At 67.4% G+C, this 17,057-nt stretch carries 19 protein-coding genes; 12 read left to right on the plus strand and 7 right to left on the minus strand.

Annotated elements, in window-relative coordinates; translation table 11 throughout:
• Window positions 1-160 precede the first annotated feature (160 nt).
• The 3 genes from IRT45_RS22590 to IRT45_RS22600 are packed head-to-tail and all read right to left on the minus strand — an operon-like array spanning window position 161 to window position 778.
• The gene (locus IRT45_RS22590) at window positions 161-445 is read right to left on the minus strand and encodes a hypothetical protein (RefSeq protein ID WP_194807818.1); all 285 of its coding nucleotides are present in this window, start codon (window positions 443-445) and stop codon (window positions 161-163) included.
• On the minus strand, window positions 426-605 hold the full coding sequence (locus tag IRT45_RS22595) for a hypothetical protein (protein ID WP_039784235.1): 180 nt from the start codon (window positions 603-605) through the stop codon (window positions 426-428). The genes IRT45_RS22590 and IRT45_RS22595 overlap by 20 nt, the downstream gene beginning before the upstream one ends.
• A gap of 5 nt (window positions 606-610) precedes the next feature.
• Window positions 611-778, minus strand: coding sequence for a hypothetical protein (locus IRT45_RS22600; protein ID WP_167331926.1), 168 nt, complete (start codon window positions 776-778; stop codon window positions 611-613).
• Window positions 779-1,006: 228 nt separating this feature from the next.
• On the opposite strand from IRT45_RS22600, the gene IRT45_RS22605 reads away from it, so the two are divergent.
• The 4 genes from IRT45_RS22605 (at window position 1,007) to IRT45_RS22620 (ending at window position 2,643) form a co-directional block, all read left to right on the plus strand.
• Window positions 1,007-1,852, plus strand: coding sequence for a helix-turn-helix transcriptional regulator (locus tag IRT45_RS22605; protein WP_194807819.1), 846 nt, complete (start codon window positions 1,007-1,009; stop codon window positions 1,850-1,852).
• Window positions 1,849-2,052, plus strand: coding sequence for a DUF397 domain-containing protein (locus tag IRT45_RS22610; protein ID WP_194807820.1), 204 nt, complete (start codon window positions 1,849-1,851; stop codon window positions 2,050-2,052). Before IRT45_RS22605 ends, IRT45_RS22610 begins: the two co-directional genes overlap by 4 nt.
• Before the next feature lie 9 nt (window positions 2,053-2,061).
• Window positions 2,062-2,265 (plus strand): DUF397 domain-containing protein, encoded by a 204-nt coding sequence (locus IRT45_RS22615; RefSeq protein ID WP_194807821.1) that lies wholly within the window; start codon window positions 2,062-2,064, stop codon window positions 2,263-2,265.
• Between the two features lie 174 nt (window positions 2,266-2,439).
• Window positions 2,440-2,643, plus strand: coding sequence for a DUF397 domain-containing protein (locus IRT45_RS22620; protein WP_194807822.1), 204 nt, complete (start codon window positions 2,440-2,442; stop codon window positions 2,641-2,643).
• Window positions 2,644-2,900: 257 nt separating this feature from the next.
• Here the strand turns inward: IRT45_RS22620 and IRT45_RS22625 are convergent, their stop codons facing one another.
• Complete coding sequence (locus IRT45_RS22625; protein WP_194807823.1) at window positions 2,901-4,097, minus strand: alpha/beta fold hydrolase; 1,197 nt, start codon at window positions 4,095-4,097, stop codon at window positions 2,901-2,903.
• 204 nt (window positions 4,098-4,301) lie between these two features.
• Here IRT45_RS22625 and IRT45_RS22630 point away from each other — a divergent pair, with 204 nt between their 5' ends.
• The 3 genes from IRT45_RS22630 (at window position 4,302) to IRT45_RS22640 (ending at window position 9,730) form a co-directional block, all read left to right on the plus strand.
• Window positions 4,302-5,189, plus strand: coding sequence for an aldo/keto reductase (locus tag IRT45_RS22630; RefSeq protein WP_194807824.1), 888 nt, complete (start codon window positions 4,302-4,304; stop codon window positions 5,187-5,189).
• 736 nt (window positions 5,190-5,925) lie between these two features.
• Window positions 5,926-9,402: a carboxylic acid reductase gene (car, locus tag IRT45_RS22635; protein ID WP_194807825.1), complete on the plus strand. Its 3,477-nt coding sequence runs from the start codon at window positions 5,926-5,928 to the stop codon at window positions 9,400-9,402.
• A 133-nt stretch (window positions 9,403-9,535) separates the two neighbouring features.
• Entirely contained in the window at window positions 9,536-9,730 is a 195-nt protein-coding gene (locus IRT45_RS22640; protein WP_194807826.1) for a hypothetical protein, read from the plus strand.
• Between the two features lie 170 nt (window positions 9,731-9,900).
• Here IRT45_RS22640 and IRT45_RS22645 read toward each other — a convergent pair whose 3' ends face one another.
• The gene (locus tag IRT45_RS22645) at window positions 9,901-10,635 is read right to left on the minus strand and encodes an SDR family oxidoreductase (protein WP_309241105.1); all 735 of its coding nucleotides are present in this window, start codon (window positions 10,633-10,635) and stop codon (window positions 9,901-9,903) included.
• Window positions 10,636-10,640: 5 nt separating this feature from the next.
• On the opposite strand from IRT45_RS22645, the gene IRT45_RS22650 reads away from it, so the two are divergent.
• From IRT45_RS22650 to IRT45_RS22670, 5 genes are all read left to right on the plus strand, one after another.
• Entirely contained in the window at window positions 10,641-10,892 is a 252-nt protein-coding gene (locus tag IRT45_RS22650) for a helix-turn-helix domain-containing protein (RefSeq protein ID WP_194807827.1), read from the plus strand.
• A 255-nt stretch (window positions 10,893-11,147) separates the two neighbouring features.
• A complete protein-coding gene (locus IRT45_RS22655; protein WP_194807828.1) occupies window positions 11,148-11,609 on the plus strand; it encodes a hypothetical protein in 462 nt (153 codons plus the stop codon).
• A gap of 127 nt (window positions 11,610-11,736) precedes the next feature.
• The gene (locus IRT45_RS22660; RefSeq protein WP_194807829.1) at window positions 11,737-12,639 is read left to right on the plus strand and encodes a metal-dependent hydrolase; all 903 of its coding nucleotides are present in this window, start codon (window positions 11,737-11,739) and stop codon (window positions 12,637-12,639) included.
• The gene (locus IRT45_RS22665; RefSeq protein WP_375540135.1) at window positions 12,636-13,745 is read left to right on the plus strand and encodes a PDR/VanB family oxidoreductase; all 1,110 of its coding nucleotides are present in this window, start codon (window positions 12,636-12,638) and stop codon (window positions 13,743-13,745) included. The genes IRT45_RS22660 and IRT45_RS22665 overlap by 4 nt, the downstream gene beginning before the upstream one ends.
• A gap of 31 nt (window positions 13,746-13,776) precedes the next feature.
• Entirely contained in the window at window positions 13,777-15,540 is a 1,764-nt protein-coding gene (locus tag IRT45_RS22670) for an SDR family oxidoreductase (RefSeq protein ID WP_375540136.1), read from the plus strand.
• Window positions 15,541-15,588: 48 nt separating this feature from the next.
• Here the strand turns inward: IRT45_RS22670 and IRT45_RS22675 are convergent, their stop codons facing one another.
• Both IRT45_RS22675 and IRT45_RS22680 read right to left on the minus strand, forming a co-directional pair.
• Window positions 15,589-16,527, minus strand: a complete 939-nt coding sequence (locus IRT45_RS22675) for a slipin family protein (RefSeq protein WP_375540137.1) — start codon at window positions 16,525-16,527, stop codon at window positions 15,589-15,591.
• Between the two features lie 320 nt (window positions 16,528-16,847).
• On the minus strand, window positions 16,848-17,057 hold a 210-nt coding region (locus tag IRT45_RS22680; RefSeq protein WP_228534783.1), incomplete at its 5' end, for a hypothetical protein.

Here is a 17,057-nt window from a genome sequence, read left to right on the forward strand (position 1 = left end):
TCCACGTCGAGCGCGCTGGTGCCACCGGGCGCATGGTCGCCGGGCCGCGAGCGCTTCGGCCGCGAGGGCGTCTGGGTTCGGCCCTGCCGCTCCGGTCGCGGTGGCGGGGCGAAGCTACCGGCGTCGGTGCCCGGGTACATGGCGGCCGGCGACTCGACGGTCAGGAGGTGAATCTGCGCCGGAACTCCTCGCTCACCGCGCACCACAGCGCGTGGTATTGCGGCAGAAGGGAATGTGCTTGCGCCAAACTCGGCGTGTCGATGAAGACCACGCCGTGGCATGAGTACCGCGTCACCCGGAAATTCACGAAAGATTCGGTATTGATGGCTTTTTCGCGATCGGTGAGATGAGTGATCTCGACCCGCTCGCGGCCGGCGACCCGCCACCATGCCGATGACGGCCCGACTGCCGTCCGGAAGTGGCCGCTATTCGCGGTATCGGTCACGGTATTTCGCCTCTCCGGCGCGGTCCTCGCGCGCGATCCGGTCGATGATCGCGCGCACGGAATCGCGCGATTCTGGCTTGGAGATCTGCTCGGGCCAGAACACCGCGAGCACGATCACCGCGAGCGGAATACTGATCAGCAGAACGAATTCCCAGAACATCGGCTTCACTCCCGACCCGAGTCCGGCACCAGGTGTTTCGCCTCTATCAGCCGCTGCTTCGCCTGCTGTTTCACCGGGCAAACGCACAAAGCGCAGTCGATGTGCAATTGCATGATGATATGCGCGTAAGAGACGGTCATGATCGGCATTCGATCGTGGTTGAGCAGTCCCATGGTGGATACTTCCCCTGCGATGTGAAAGTGGTTGTCGGCGTTGAGGTTGCATCGACTCGGCCGCGAGTTGTAGTCGAATGGTGGGGATTTCGGATATCCGTTGCCGTACCGATTGTTTGAACTCGTCTACCAGCAACCTGTCCAGTGGGGACCTGTCCAGAAAACCGGGACACAATCGATAGGGGAGCTAACAACATGGGGTCAGGGAGCACACTCGCGCAACGAGCATTGGGGCGCGAACTGCGGCGGCTGCGAAACAACAAGGGAATGGGGCAATCACAGGCCGCGCGCATCGCGGAAACGTCGCATCAGACGATCGGCCGCATCGAAGAAGGGCAGACGACGAGAATCACGAGCCTCCAGGTGAACGCACTGTGCGACAGCTACGGGGCGACCGATGAGGAGCGGCGCATCTGCCTGGATCTGGTGAAGGAGATCCGCGCGTCGCGGGAGGGGAAGGTGACCGCCAGCTGGTGGAGGGCGTATGCGGACGCGCAAGCGACTGGGTTCAACCACTATCTCGCACTGGAAGATGCGGCTAATCACCTGACGGTGTGGAAGACAGCCATCATGCCCGGACTGCTCCAGACGTCCTCGTACCGGCGAACGATGGCCTGGACCGAATATCCGGACATGTCCACGGATCATCTGGAGCGACAGATCGAGTGGCAGACACATCGCCAAGAGAGGTTGGCAGATCCCGACCTGCAGATGACGGTGTTCCTGTATGAGACCGTCCTGTATGAACAGGTCGGTGGCGCAGCTGTATTCGATGAACAGATGCGCCACCTGTTGACTGTGGCTACGTATCCGAACGTGTGTGTCCGCGTGGTTCGGTTCACCGCGTCGAGTCATTTGGGGGCGTACGTCGGTTCGTTCATGCTGCTGGAATTTCCGGATCTCGTGTCTGGACTGCCGCAGCCGCCCATCGTCTATGTCGAGGGCTGGACAGGGGATCTGTACCTGGAGCGCGAGGCGGAGTTGCAGCGTTATAACCAGGCACTTCGCGAGATCGATCGTGTAGCGTTGACTGAAGCCGATTCGGTAGCACTGATCAAGGAGCGCATGCGGTGAGCAACGAGCTGTCCGGGGCGAAGTGGTTCAAGTCGAGCTTCTCGGGTTCGAGCAAAGAATGTGTCGAGGTCGCGTTCGTCGACGATGGTGTCGGCGTTCGTGATTCGAAGAACCCCACCGGTCCCGCCCTGATCTTCACCCCCTCGGAATGGTCCACGTTCACCGCGAGCGTAGAGCAGGGTGACTTCGACCAGGCATAGGAGCGTGCCATGAGCAACGATCTGTCCACGGCGAAGTGGTTCAAATCAAGCCGCTCGGGCTCAACCAAGGAGTGCGTCGAGGTGGCGTTTCTCAACGACGGTGTAGGCGTTCGTGATTCCAAGAACCCGACCGGTCCCGCCCTGATCTTCACTCCTTCCGAATGGTGCGCGTTCACCGCAGGCCTGGAACACGGTCGGTTCGACCACGCCTGAGGCATCCTGTAACAGCCGAGAACCCCCGAAGGTGGAACCTTCGGGGGTTCTGCCGTCCGCAGCCTCCTTGACAGAGGTATGACGCCGACCGGTGCCCCGGCCGTCGATCTCATGCGACACTAATTGTTCAGCCTCCCAGCTTGTTTCGGCTTCACCGACCAAGGAGCGTCTGTCATGAGCAAGGACCTGTCCGGGGCGAAGTGGTTCAAGTCGAACTTCTCAGGCGCGAGCAAAGACTGCGTCGAGGTGGCGTTCCTCGGTGATGGTGTGGGCGTTCGTGATTCGAAGAACCCAACCGGCCCGGCTTTGGTCTTTACCCCCGCCGAATGGTCCTCCTTCACCGCCAGCGTCCAGCGCGGCCGGTTCGATCGGGCGTAGCAGCCTCCGTCCACTACGTTCGAGAACCTCCGAAGCTCTTATCTCTCTCGGACTTCGGGGGTTCTCGCGTATTCGTCGTCGCTGAGGTGAGGGCGCACCGGGCGGGTGACGTTCGATTGGGGGCCCGGACGGTGTTCTGCCTGAACTTTCCGTGCAAACCTCGCCCGATTTTGCGGAAACCCGCAAATTTCCCGGAGGTTTGCACGGAAAGTTCAGCCCCCTCTGACACAACGCAATTCGCGCCGTGTCGCGCGTTCTCAGCGGAGATGCCGATCGGCGAGGGCCCGAGCGGCAGCATCGGGCACGTAGGCCGCACACGCGGTGATGAGATCCCGGATCCCGTGAACGGTTTCGGTGGTGAGCGCGGCATGGCGCACCACGTCGAGTTCGTTGGCGATGGTGAGGAGTGCGAAGTCCGCGAGATCGGTGCCGTCCACGGCGACCACCTCGCCGGTGAAGCGGTCGGTGACCGGAAGTGGGGTGGCGCCGAGGTGGGGATAGGTCTCGGCGCGGTCGCACGCGCCGTAGCGGTAGACCAGCGCTTCCGCGTCGTGACCGATTGCCGCGCGCAGGCGTGATCGCCGGTCGGGTGACAGCAGCGAGTGGGGGAAGCCGTCCGTGCTGTAGGTGGCGTGGGTGAGCGCGGCCAGCCGAACCCGGTGACCTCCACCGAGGTCCGCGACCAGCTGCCGCACCCGCTCGAGGTGATCGAGGAGATCCCCACCGGGATGCTCCACCCGGGCCGCGCCGAGTTCGCGCAGCAGCGCCAGCGCCGGCCACGGTGTGGTGAGATCCGCGATCGTCCGCGCCAACGCCTCCGGCTGATCGCGGGCGACCAGATGCCCGGCGCCGGGAATTCGGATCACCGTGGCGTGCGGAGCCAGCCGGAGCAGCCCGTCCGCCTCGACGTCGGTGAGCGGTGTGGCCCGACCGGCACGGATCAGAAGGATGGGGATATCCAGTTGCGCGGTGATCTGGCGCAGTCCCGGGACGTGGGCCAAGACATCGTCGATGAAGTCCGGGTAGACATTCGACAGACCGCCGGCATCGAGAAAACGCCGCACCCGGCCCGCATCGAGATTGGGCACCACATCCACCAGAACCAGCCCCGTGACCTTCGCTCGGGTGCGCGGATCACCCAGTGCCGCAACGGCGGCGAGCCCACCCAGTGAGGCGCCGACGAGCACGCATCCGGGTTCCGCATCGACTATCGCGGCAATATCGCCGCCGCACTCGTCCAGCCTCCTGAGTGCCCCACCGCTGTCGCCGTGGCCGCGCTGGTCGAAAGCGACACACCGCATTCCGTCCTCGACCAGTCGCTCCACGACGGGAGCCCACACCTGCCGCCGCTCACCCCCGGCATGCAGCAAGACCACCGTCGGCCCATCGCCGACCTCCTCCCCGTGCAGATCCACGCCGGAACGCGCAATATGCCGCGGCCGCACCACATCCATGATTTACCCCCGTGCGATTGTCAGGCCGTTGACGATAGTGCCACGCTGTGATCCCCGCCGCCCCAGCGTCCGGCTGAACTTTTCGTGCAAACCTCGCCGGCGATGACGGAAATCGCCACATTTCGCCGCGGTTTGCACGATTAGTTCACCCCCGCCCATAGGCGCCGGCACGTTTACCGGCCACATCGGGGGTAGAACACGGACATGACGACTACACCGCTGCTGACCCTGAACAACGGCGTCCGGATGCCCGCGATCGGGCTGGGGGTCTTCCAGACGCCGCCCGACGAGACGGCCGCGGCGGTCGATGCCGCTCTGGCGACCGGGTATCGGCATATCGACACCGCGGCGGCCTACGGAAACGAACGCGAGGTAGGGGAGGCGATCCGGGGCTCGGGCGTGGACCGTTCGGAGGTCTTCATCGAGACGAAGATCTGGATCAGCGACTTCGGTTACGACGCGACGTTGCATGCGTTCGACAAGAGCGCAGGCAAACTCGGTGTCGACCGGATCGACCTGCTGATCCTGCATCAGGCGCTGCCCTCGCGCTTCGATCTCACCGTCGACGCCTACCGTGCGCTGGAGCAGTTGCTCGCCGACGGTCGTGTCCGGGCGATCGGGGTCAGCAACTTCATGCGTGAGCACCTCGAGAATCTGCTGAAGCAGACCTCCGTGGTCCCGGCGGTGAATCAGATCGAGGTGCATCCGTACTTCCGCCAGCCCGACGTCCTCGCCGCCGACGACGAGTACGGAATTCTCACCCAGGCCTGGTCGCCGATCGGTGGCATCACCTTCTACCGCGACAGCGGACACACCAGCACCCTCGACGACCCGGTCATCACCGCGATAGCCGAGTCGCACGCGAAGACACCGGCCCAGGTGATGTTGCGCTGGGGCCTGCAACAGGGCCGCTCGGTCATCCCCAAATCCACACGGCCGCAACGAATCGCCGAGAACTTCGACGTCTTCGACTTCGACCTCACCGGTGACGAGCTCGCAGCGATCGATGCCCTCGACACCGGACAGCGCGGCGGCCCCGAACCCGCCGACGTCACCCTGGACACCTTCGGCATCGACATCCCGGAAACCTGAACAGGGTGTTCGGGACCCGCTCACGCGCCGTCGTCCTGCGCGCCGTAACCGTCCGCGGCGACCCGGACGAAATTCCGTTTCAGCGAGCGGATTTCGCCCAGGCGGCAACGAGTTCGGTCGCTGGGCGATCCGAGAACGCAACCGTGCGGAGCCCGTCGGGGAGGCGCTGGTCGAGCGGCGCGGGTGCCGAGGTCCCGTTCCAGACCACCGCTTGCGGCCAGTCCTGGATCGCGCGCAGTACCGGCGCGGTGTCGTCGGCCGTGCCGCAGGTCCGGTACGCGCTCGATGCGGAGTCGGCCTCGGCGGGTAGCCGCCCCCTCGGCGGCCGGTCAGGTCGGCCGCCGTCACCGAGGGGCGGTGGCGAGTGGGTCGTCCTCGGCCACGTCGACGGGTATCGAGCGCACGACTCGCAGGCTCGGTTCCGACGTTTCGGTCCGGGCGCAGCGCGGTACCGATCAGCCGGGCGGCCTCGGCACCCTCGACACGGTTCTGCGCTATGACTTCGAGCGAGGCTCTCGTCTCGGCGTAGGAAGGTGGAGGACGTCTTCGCGACCCGACTGCTCGACCGCTGAGGTCATCCGTATGTGAGTAGGCGTTTCCGTCACGGTGTAGCGAATTGTTGCCGCGAAGGCTTGACGAACGGGTAGTTAGCGGAGCTAAGTTAACCGTGATGCGCGCTACAGTGGCGCGTGGGCGACGACTCGTCCGCCGGTTGACGACCCAGGGAGACCTACCCATGTCCGATGACGTGCAGAAGGCCGAGCGCAAACGGCGCCTCGCCGCGGCGATGGCCGACGACGAGGTGCGCGCGGCCTGGCCGGATGCGGACGTCAGCGCCGCACTCGCGCGCCCCGGGCTGCGGTTCGCCGAACTGATCGACACGGTCATGACCGCGTACGCCGACCGTCCGGCCGTCGGGCAGCGGGCCGGTGAGATCGTCGTCGATGCCGAGGGGCGCCGGATGCGGCGGCTGCTGCCGCGCTTCGAGACGCTGAGCTATCGGCAGCTGTGGTCGCGCGCCGGTGCGCTGGCGAGTGCCGGGCAGGCAGCCGGGGTGCGGGCCGGGGACTTCGTGTGCACCGTCGGATTCGTCAGCAGCGATTACGTCACCGTCGACCTCGCGGGGGTGCGGCTCGGCACCGTAGCGGTGCCGCTGCAGGCCACTGCCGGTGTCGCCCAATGGCATTCGATCATCGCGGAGACCGAGGCGCGGGTGCTTGCCTGCAGCGCCGAACTGCTCGACGCCGCTGTCGAGGCCGCGCTGACGAGTGCGACGATCGGGCAGCTGGTCGTCTTCGACAGCGCCGACGACGATGACGAACGCGCGGCGGTCGCGGCGGCTCGCGCCCGGCTGGCCGAATCCGGTCGTGACGTCATGATCGACTCGCTGGACGAACTCATCCAGCGCGGTCTCGCCCTACCGGCCGTTCCGCTCGCCGGCGCGCCGGGCGACGACCCGCTGTCGTTGCTCGTCTACACCTCCGGCAGCACCGGAACGCCCAAGGGCGCCATGTACACCGACCGTCTGGCCGCCGCCATGTGGTTGTACACCGCGAAGGCGCCGGTGCCCGCGATCACCCTCAACTACCTGCCGCTCAGCCATGTGGCCGGGCGTCTGCAACTGGGCGGCACGCTCGCCCGCGGCGGCACCGCCTACTTCACCGCACGCAGCGATATGTCGACGTTGTTCGAGGATCTGGAGCTGACCCGGCCCACCGAACTGGTGTTCGTGCCGCGTGTCTGCGAGATGCTGCTGCAGCACCACCAGGGTGAGGTGGAGGCCCGGATCGCGGCCGGCGGTGAGCGCGGCGTCGTCGAGGACGAGGTGAAAACCGAACTGCGCGAACGACTTCTCGGTGGCCGCTTCCTCGGCGCGATGTGTGCCAGCGCGCCGCTGGCGCCGGAGATGCGCGCCTTCATGGAATCCGTCCTGGGCATCGGCCTGCACGACGGATACGGTTCCACCGAGGCCGGCGGCAGCGTCATCGTCGACAACAAGGTCCGGCGCCCGCCGGTCCTGGACTACAAGCTGGCCGACGTGCCCGAACTCGGCTACTTCGGTACCGACCAGCCATATCCGCGGGGGGAACTGCTGCTCAAGACCACCACCATGTTCCCGGGCTACTTCAAACGCCCCGAGATCACCGCGGAGATGTTCGACGCGGACGGCTTCTACCGCACCGGCGACGTGGTCGCCGAACTCGGCCCCGACCATCTGGTCTACGTCGATCGTCGCAACAACGTGCTCAAGCTGTCGCAGGGCGAGTTCGTCACCGTCGCGAAGCTGGAATCGGTGTTTTCCACCAGTGCGCTGATCCGCCAGATCTTCGTCTACGGCAGCAGCGAACGCGCCTATCTGCTCGCGGTGATCGTGCCGTCCGAGGAGGCGCTGACGCTCCCCGATCTCCGTGCGGCACTGGCCGAATCGCTACAGGAGCTGGCGAAGGAGGCCGGGCTCGACAGTTACGAGATTCCGCGCGACTTCCTGCTCGAGACCGAGCCGTTCACTCAGGACAACGGCCTGCTGTCGGGAATCGGAAAGTTGTTGCGGCCCAAGCTGAAGCAACGCTACGGCGAGCGCCTGGAGCAGCTCTACGCCGAACTCTCGCGGGAACAGGCCGACGAGCTGGCCGCACTGCGCCACGGCGCCGCGGACCGCCCCGTGCTGGAGACGGTCGGCCGGGCCGCGCGGGCCCTGCTGGGCTGCGCGAGTATCGATATCCGGCCGGAGGCGCATTTCACCGACCTCGGTGGCGATTCGCTGTCGGCGCTGTCGCTGTCGAATCTGCTGACCGAACTGTTCGGCGTGGAGGTGCCGGTGGGCACCATCGTCCATCCGGCGAATACGTTGCGGCGCTTGGCCGAATACATCGACGGCGAACGGAACGAGGGCGGCCGCCGCCCCACGCTCGCCACCGTGCACGGACCCGGCACGCGCGTGCGGGCCGCGGATCTGACCCTCGACGCGTTCATCGACCACGAAACCCTCACCGCCGCAAAGTCTCTGCCTCCCGCGTCGACTCCACCGCGCACGGTTCTGCTGACCGGGGCCAACGGCTACCTCGGCCGGTTCCTGTGCCTGGAATGGCTGGACCGGCTCGACGCCTGTGACGGCACGCTGATCTGTGTGATCCGCGGCCGTGACGCCGAAGCCGCGCGGGCGCGCCTGGACGAGGCGTTCGACAGCGGGGATCCCGTACTGCTGCACCGGTATCGGGAGCTCGCGTACCGGCGGCTGACCGTCCTGCCGGGTGATATCGCCGAACCGAATTTCGGACTGGACGAGGACCGGTGGCGCGAACTCACCGACACCGTCGACCTGGTGGTGCACCCGGCGGCGCTGGTCAATCACGTCCTGCCCTACGCCCAGCTGTTCGGGCCGAACGTGGTCGGTACGGCCGAGGTCGTGCGCCTGGCCATCACCGCGCGCCGCAAACCGGTGACCTATCTGTCCACCGTCGCGGTGGCCTCCCAGGTCGACCGCTTCACCGAGGACGGCGATATTCGCGAGGTCAGCCCCGAGCGGGTCATCGACAGCGGCTACGCCAACGGGTACGGCAACAGCAAATGGGCCGGTGAGGTGCTGCTGCGCGAGGCGCACGACCTGTGCGGACTGCCGGTCGCGGTCTTCCGGTCCGACATGATCCTCGCGCACAGCGACTTCGCGGGGCAGTTCAATCTGCCCGATATGTTCACGCGACTGTTGCTCAGCGTGCTCGCCACCGGTCTCGCGCCGGAATCGTTCTACCGACCCGGCCCCGACGGGGGCCGCGCCCGCGCCCACTACGACGGCCTGCCCGCCGACTTCACCGCCGCCGCGATCACCGCGCTCGGTCCCGGCGCCGACAGCGGATTCGAGACCTTCGATGTGCTCAACCCGCACGACGACGGCATCGGCCTGGACACCTTCGTCGACTGGCTCGTCGCCGACGGTCACCGCATCACGCGCATCGCCGACTACGCCGACTGGCTGGCCCGTTTCGAGACCGCACTGCGCGCCCTGCCCGAACGGCAGCGGCGGCATTCGGTGCTGCCGCTGCTGCACGCTTTCCGCCGCCCCGCCCCGGCCATTGCCGGATCGACGCTGCCGGCCGAGCGGTTCCGGGCCGCGGTGCGCGCGGCGGGAACCGGTCCCGACGGCGACATACCGCATCTGAGCCGGGAATTGATCGGCAAATACGTCCGGGATCTGACCGCGGCGGGTCTGCTGTGAAGATTGCCGAAACCGGACACGGCCGGGCCCTGCCGGGCGTACCGTTTTGCCCCACAGCGTTGGTCGGCGAAGGCGCCGAGGGTGACCACGTCGCCCCGAGCGTTCGCCGAGTGCGACAAGGAGGTCGATTCCGGTGCACCGACTCGAGAAGTCCGCTCTGTGGCGCTGTGTGCTGGACGGATTGTCCGCACTGGGTGCGGGATTCGGCGCGATGGTTCCGGTCTTCCTGAACGAATGCCACGTGGACGACTACCGCGACGCCGAAGCGGCCGAGGCCGAATGGGATTGGTCGATCCCGTACCAGTGGTTCGACCACGCCAACGGCTGAGCGTGCCGGCCGGGCGGTGGTCGATGTGGGCCGGTCGTGGCTGGGCTGCCCACGCGCCGCGGTCGCTGGTCGGCTCGGCCGCCCGCGAACGGTAGTCGCTTCGCAGCGAGCGAGCGAGCGAGCGAGCGGGCGGAGCGTGGCCGTGGCGGCGCCGGCTCCGTGTCCGGCGATCAGGCAGTCGGATCGGCCGCTGCCAGGTAGTCGGCCCCGCCGACATAGACCGTATGGCCGGATTCGGTGTCGGCCGTGGTGGCGTCGGCGATCGCGGTCGCGAACTCGTCGATCGTGGGCAGCGCGCCGTACTCGGTCCGCGCCGCCACCGCGTCCGGATCGCGGCGTTCGAGGAGGCGCACGATGATGGTGCCCTCGATCATGTCGCCCGATACGACCGTGAAACCGACACCGCGCGAATCGAAGTCGCCGATCATGGCGCGTAGTGCGTCCTCACCCGCCCGCTTGCTCAGTGCGATGGGCTCGTAGTCCGGCGGGGTGGGTTTGCGGCCGTGGAAGTGCGCCTGGTGACTGGTGACGAACACGATGCGTGATCCCGGCGCCAGCAGCGGCAGGGCCAGGCGGACCAGCCGCACCTGGGCGTCCCGATTGATCGCCATGGCGTAATCGGGTGCCACGCCGTGTTCCAGCCCGCCGGAGGCGTTGAGGATCAGCACGTCCAGCCGCCCGAAGCGGGTGCGGATCTCCTCGATCATGGCCGCGGCCGCCTCGGGATCGGACAGATCGGCGCCCACCGGCGTCGCCACGCCGCCGTCGGCCGCGATCGCGTCGGCGAGATCGGTTGCCCGTCTGCGCTTCTCGCGATAGTTCAGGACGACGTGATCGCCGCGCCCCGCGAGACTCCGGGCGGTCCGCGCCCCGATACCGCGGGAGGCGCCGGTGATCAACACGATGCTGGATGCTGCGCATCGTCTGGGAACTGGCGCCGGGACCGCTCGGTTTCCTCGAACTGCGCCGGCGCATGGACAACTGCTCCTCGAGCATGCTGTCGGTGCGTCTGCAGACCCTGCAAGCCGCCGGTGTGATCGTCAAACGCGCCGACAAGGCCTACGAATTGACCACGGCCGGAGGCGAACTCGTGCGGGCACTGGAACCGCTGTGGGTGTGGGCGGCGGGCCATCTCTGCGCCGATGCGGCGGTCGCGGAATAGCTGCTGCCGTCGACCGAGCGAGACGCTGCGGCAGCGGTAGGCGTCGGCGTACTTCCGGCGCGCGATGCGGGCGGGGGCGGCCGGGCGGGAGTCGGCAGCGCGTCATGGGGATGTCGGCATCGGGTGCTGGGCGCCGGTGCCGAGGTTGCGCGTATACGCCGGTGTCGTGTGCCCCCGGTCGCGGAATCGATCCACTAGGTTTGTGAGACACGCCCACGGGCGGCGGGTGGAGTTCGACGAGATCTGGGGACTGATATGAACGGTGACACGATTCGGCGCGGCAGCCGTCCGCTGTTCGGCGCGGCCGCGGCTGCCGCCCTGCTGATACTGGCCGGCTGCGGCTCGACCGACACCGGCAACGCCCGCCCGGCCGACCCGGTCGCACCGAAGGCGACCACCACCAGCACGGTCCCGGAAGTGATCGACTGTTCCTTCAGCAAGCCGGCGGTTCGGCCGGAGAACATGATCCTCGCCTGCGCCGATCTGGGTGCTCAGGTGGAACAGATCGTGTGGCAGAGCTGGGGGCCGGATCAGGCGCAGGGGGACGGGATCGAACGGGACAACACGTGTGAGCCCAACTGTGCCGCCGGCAAGTACGTCACCAAAAAGGTGCATCTCACGCTGACCGACGTCGCGCGACCGGGCAATGTCTTCACCAAGGTGACCACCGTGGATGCCGACGGCCACACCTACACCTGGCCGAGAACGCCGCGTTGATCCGCTCCGGCGGCTAGAATTATGTGGTACTCAGGGTGTCGCTTACCGCCCGATAATTGCTACGCTGCTGTAGCAACGGTGCCGGTGCGGCCGGAACCGATGGCCGAGATGACGACCAGGAGTACCGATGAAGTTACTTCCCATGCGCAACCGTGGCGTGGGCGATCCCGGTGAGGTGGCGCTGCACGCGCGCAACGTGCGGTTCGACTGGCGAGCCACGCCGCTGCACTGGCTGGCCGCCGAACCCATCGCCTCGCACGTATTCAACTCGCTCAACCTGCTGCTGCCCGAGGGCGAGCGGATGTTCATCCAGACCTTCTCCGAGGCGCTGCCGCTGATCAAAGACGAGAAGTTGCGGGAACAGGTCATCGGCTTCATGGGGCAGGAGGCCATGCACGCCGAAACCCACAACGATTCGCTGCAACAGGTGTTCCGCGCCCACGGCGTCGACGTCGACAGCTACGCGCGGCAGATGGAATACATCTTCCGCAAGGCGCTGGGGCCGCGCGACGGGCAATCGCCGCGCGAGGAGTTCCAGACCCTGGTCGAACGGCTGGGCTTCATCGCCACCCTCGAGCATTTCTTCGCCTTCCTCGGCGACTGGATCATCAACGCTGATCTGGAGCGGTTCGACGCCGCGCCCAACATGCTCGACCTGTATCGCTGGCACGGCGCCGAAGAGGTCGAACACCGCTTCGTCGCCCACGATGTCGCCACCTACTTCGAGGTCGGCTACGTGCGCCGCTGTGCGCTGATGGCGATCACCTTCCCGATCTTCGTGGCGCTGCTGCTGCGCGGCACCAAATACCTGGTGCACCAGGACACCGAGCTGCCGGACATGGGGTATCCGCGCATCGTGGGCAAGGCGCTCGGCGCGATGTGGCGGGGCGCGCTGCCGGACATTCCCTCGCTGCTGTGGTCGGCGCTGTCGGTGGCCAAACCCGGATACACCCCGGCCTCGGTCGGATCGACCGCGCAGGCCGTCGCGTATCTGGCGAAATCGCCTGCGGCACAGGCACTCGCGTCGTGACGACCCGCAGGCCCGTCCCCGTCGAACTACCGCCCGACCTCTACGGCGGGCGCGGTTCGGACCGGCCGATCCGCATCATCGGCGCGGTCGCCGAGGCGCGGATGCGGTGGGCGTCGCTGATCCACCGGCGTCCGGTAGCCGGCGCCGTCGACAGCGGCCGCGTGCGCGTGCGGGTGGTCGAGCGGCGGATCGAGGCCCACGACGCCGATGTGGTGAGCCTGGTGCTGCGCGCCGCCGACGGCAGTGCGTTGCCGACCTGGCGACCGGGCGCCCATTTGGACCTGGAACTGCCCTCGGGCCGGCTGCGGCAGTACTCGCTGTGCGGTGACCCCGCCGATCGATATCGCTATCGGGTCGCGGTGCGCCGGATGCCGGGCGGACTCGGTGGTTCGGTCGAGGTGCACGACGAACTCGGCGTCGGTGCCGAACTCGCGATCCGCGGGCCTCGCAACGCCTTCCCGTTCGTCCTGCCCGGTCACGGATCCTCCGCTGCCCGTGTGCATTTCGTCGCGGGCGGCATCGGGATCACGCCGATCCTGCCGATGGTGCGGATGGCGCATCGGCTGGGTGTGGACTGGACCATGGTCTACACCGGCCGCAGCCGCGACACCATCCCGTTCCTCGCCGACATCGAATCCTTCGGCAGCCGGGTGACGGTGCGCACCGACGACGACGGCGGTCTGCCGACGGCGGCGGATCTCCTGCCCGGCGTCGGCGTCGACACCTCGGTCTACTGCTGTGGCCCGGTCCCGATGACCTCGGCGATCGCCGCGGCGGTACGCGAAATGCCCGGCGTGGAACTGTATTCCGAGCGATTCTCCGCCGCGCCGGTGGTCGACGGAAAGCCGTTCCGTGTCGAACTCGCCCGCACCGGTGAGGTGCTCGACATTCCCGCCGACCGCACCGTACTCGACGAGGTGCTGCGTGTCCGGCCCGATATCGCCTACTCCTGCCGGCAGGGTTTCTGCCGCACCTGCAAGGTGCGGGTACTCGACGGGCAGCCCGATCATCGCGACACCGTCCTCACCCCCGCCGAACGCGCCGAGGGCGAACTGCTCATCTGCGTATCACGGTGTGCGGGTGAACGTTTGGTGCTCGACCTCTGACATCCACTCGCCCCTCCTCGAGGAGATTCTCGTGACCGACACCGCACCCGTCCCGGACACCGAACATTTCGTCCGCAACGGTGAATTCGATATCGCCGTCTACGAATACGGCGATCCCGCCGCACCGACCATGCTGCTCGTACACGGCTGGCCCGACGACCATCACCTGTGGGATCGCGTGATTCCCAAGCTGGCCGGGCGTTTTCACGTCGTCGCCTACGACACCCGCGGCCACGGCCGTTCCACCCGCACCGATCGCACCGAGGACTACGGCCTCGACCGCTTCGCCTCCGACTTCTACGCGGTCGCCGACGCGATGAGCCCGGACCGGCCGGTGCACGTGCTCGCCCACGACTGGGGTTCGGTCCAGGTATGGGAGGCGGTATGCGAGCCGCAGGCCGCCACCCGGGTGGCCTCGTTCACCTCGGTGTCCGGCCCGAATCTCGACCATCTGGCGAAGTGGACCCGGAATCGGATGGGCCGCGGCGCGGTGTGGGGGCCGGCCACCCAATTGCTGTCCTCGGCCTACACCTTCCTGTTCATGACCCCGGGGCTGAACAAGGCGGTGATGCGGCCGCTGTCGTCGGAGAAGGTGTGGAAGCGGTTCATCGGCCTGATGAACGAAACCTCGCCGGAGAACGTGAAACTCGGCCCGGCGTTCCGGCAGGACTTCTTCGACGGGATGCGGATCTACCGCGCCAACATCGTGCCCCGCATGCTCGGCCCGCGCGAGCGGCACACCGAGGTTCCGGTGCAGCTGGTCATCGCCCGCCGCGACATCGCCGTGCGCCCGGCCGGATACGACGACACATCGAAGTGGACCGATCGGCTGTTCCGGCGCGAGATCGCGGGCGGTCACTGGCTGCCGTTCTCCCATCCGGAGTTGCTGGCCACCTCGGCCACCGAACTCGCCACGGCCGTCGACACCGGTGATTATCCGCGCACGCTGCGCCGTGCCGAGGTCGGGGCGCAGGCCGGGCCGTTCACGGATCGGCTGGTCGTGATCACCGGCGGCGGCAGCGGCATCGGCCGGGAAACGGCACTCGCCTTCGCTCGTCGTGGTGCCGAGGTCGTCCTGTCGGATCTGAACCTCGATGCCGCCAAGGAGACCGTCGAACTGATCACCGCGGCCGGTGGCAGTGCCCACGCCTACGCCGTCGACGTCGCCGACGAAGCGGCGATGAGCGAACACGCGAGCGCGGTGATCGCCGCCCACGGCGTGCCCGACATCCTGATCAACAACGCCGGCATCGGCCAGGCCGGCGACTTCTTCGAGACCTCCGCCGCCGAATTCGACCGGGTCCTGCGGGTGAATCTCGGCGGTGTGGTCAACGGCTGCCGCACCTTCGGCGCCGCCATGGCCGAGCGGGGACTAGGCGGGCATATCGTCAACCTGTCCAGCATGGCCGCCTACAGCCCGCAGCAGGGTTTCAGCGCCTACTCGACCAGCAAGTCCGCGGTCTTCATGTTCTCCGACTGCCTGCGCGCCGAACTGGCCGGCAAAGGCATCGAGGTGCACACCATCTGCCCCGGCATCGTGCACACGAATATCGTTGCGACAACGAAGTTCTCGGGCCTGTCCGACGACGCGGAGGCCGCGAAGCAGGCCAGGTACGACGCGCTGTACCGCAGGCGCGGCTACGGCCCGGAGAAGGTCGCCGACCGCATCGTGCGCGCGGTCGAACGTCACCGCGACATCGTCCCCGTCACCCCGGAAGCCCATCTGCAGTACCACTTCAGCCGACTGGCACCGGCCCTGCACCGCTTCGTCGCCGCGCGGGTGAAGCTGACCTGAGCGGGCTCGCGCGCCGCCCGTGCCGGGCGGCGCGCGAGGCTACCGCGTTCATTCGGGGCGACCAGGTGTCCGCTGCGGTCGGCCCGGCTGTGTCAGGAAGGGTGCGGGGGACAGTGGTGGTTGCTCGTCGGCATCGGTGACCGGTAGTTGGGTCTGCCCGTTCTCCGCGCCGGCCGAACCGGATGTCTCCGTACCGGTGTCTGCGGTCGCTGCGCCCGATTCCGGCGGGGTCGACCGTTCCAGGAAGCGCAGCAGCTCCACCGGGAACGGGAGGACCAGGGTCGAATTCTTCTCTGCCGCAACCTCGACGACGGTTTGGAGCAGCCGTAGCTGCAACGCCGCCGGGGCGGTCGCCATCCGTTCGGCGGCGTCGGTCAGCTTCCGCGAGGCCTGGAGTTCGCCTTCGGCAGTGATGACGCGGGCGCGGCGTTCGCGCTCGGCCTCCGCCTGCCGCGACATCGACCGTTTCAGCGATTCCGGCAGGGCCACGTCCTTGATCTCCACCCGGTCGATGTGCACGCCCCAGGCGAGGGCCGGGCTGTCGATCATCAATTCCAGGCCCTTGTTCAACTGTTCGCGGTTGGACAGCAGATCGTCGAGTTCGCTCTTACCGATGATCGAGCGCAGCGACGTTTGCGCCACCTGCTCGACGGCGAACAGATAGTCCTGCACCTCGACCACCGCCTGTGCCGGGTCGATCACCCGGAAGTACACCACCGCGTCGACCCGCACGGTCACGTTGTCGCGGGTGATGCCCTCCTGTCCCGGCACCGGCATCGTGACGACCTGCATCGGCACCTTGCGCATCTTGTCCACGAACGGAATGAGCACCCGCAACCCCGGTTTACGCACCGCTCGCACCCGCCCGAACCGGAACACCAGCCCGCGCTCGTACTGCTGAACCACCCGCAACCCGGTCCCGAAGGCGATGCCGGCGCACACCGCCCCGGCCCCCACGATGAATGCGGCAAACATCGCAACGTCCATAGCGTCACCACCATGCGAAACGCCCGGCACGCCCGCGACCGGGCTCCTGCCATCGATCATGGCACCGATGCGCCGAACGGGCCATGCACGCTCGACGCAGGGCGTTGTCGGGCGGGGCGCTCGCGGCTGGGAGGTACACGCCGCTCACCGGGCGAACGGCAGGATGTGCGGTTACCGTCCGCTCATGGAATTCGTCGTCATCGCCGCCGTGGTCGGCGCACTCGTGTGGATCTCGGTCGCGGCCGTTCGCCGAGAACGCCGGCCGTCGGCGCGCCGTCGGAAATGGGAGGCCGGCAATGCGGGTGGTGGCGGCCGCAGATTCAGCGGAAGTGATTGCGGCGGAGGCGGTTGCAGTGCGGGCGGTTGTAGCGGGGGTAGTGGTTGCAGCGGGGGCAGTAGTTGTGGTGGGGGAGCCAGCTGTGGTGGGGGAGCCAGTTGTGGTGGGGGAAGCAGTTGCGGTGGCGGAAGTAGCAGTTGTGGCGGCGGAAGTAGCTGCGGTGGGGGAAGTAGTTGTGGCGGTGGCAGTAGCA

It is taken from the genome of Nocardia sp. BSTN01, from assembly GCF_015354405.1.
In the GTDB taxonomy this organism is placed as follows: Bacteria; Actinomycetota; Actinomycetes; order Mycobacteriales; family Mycobacteriaceae; genus Nocardia.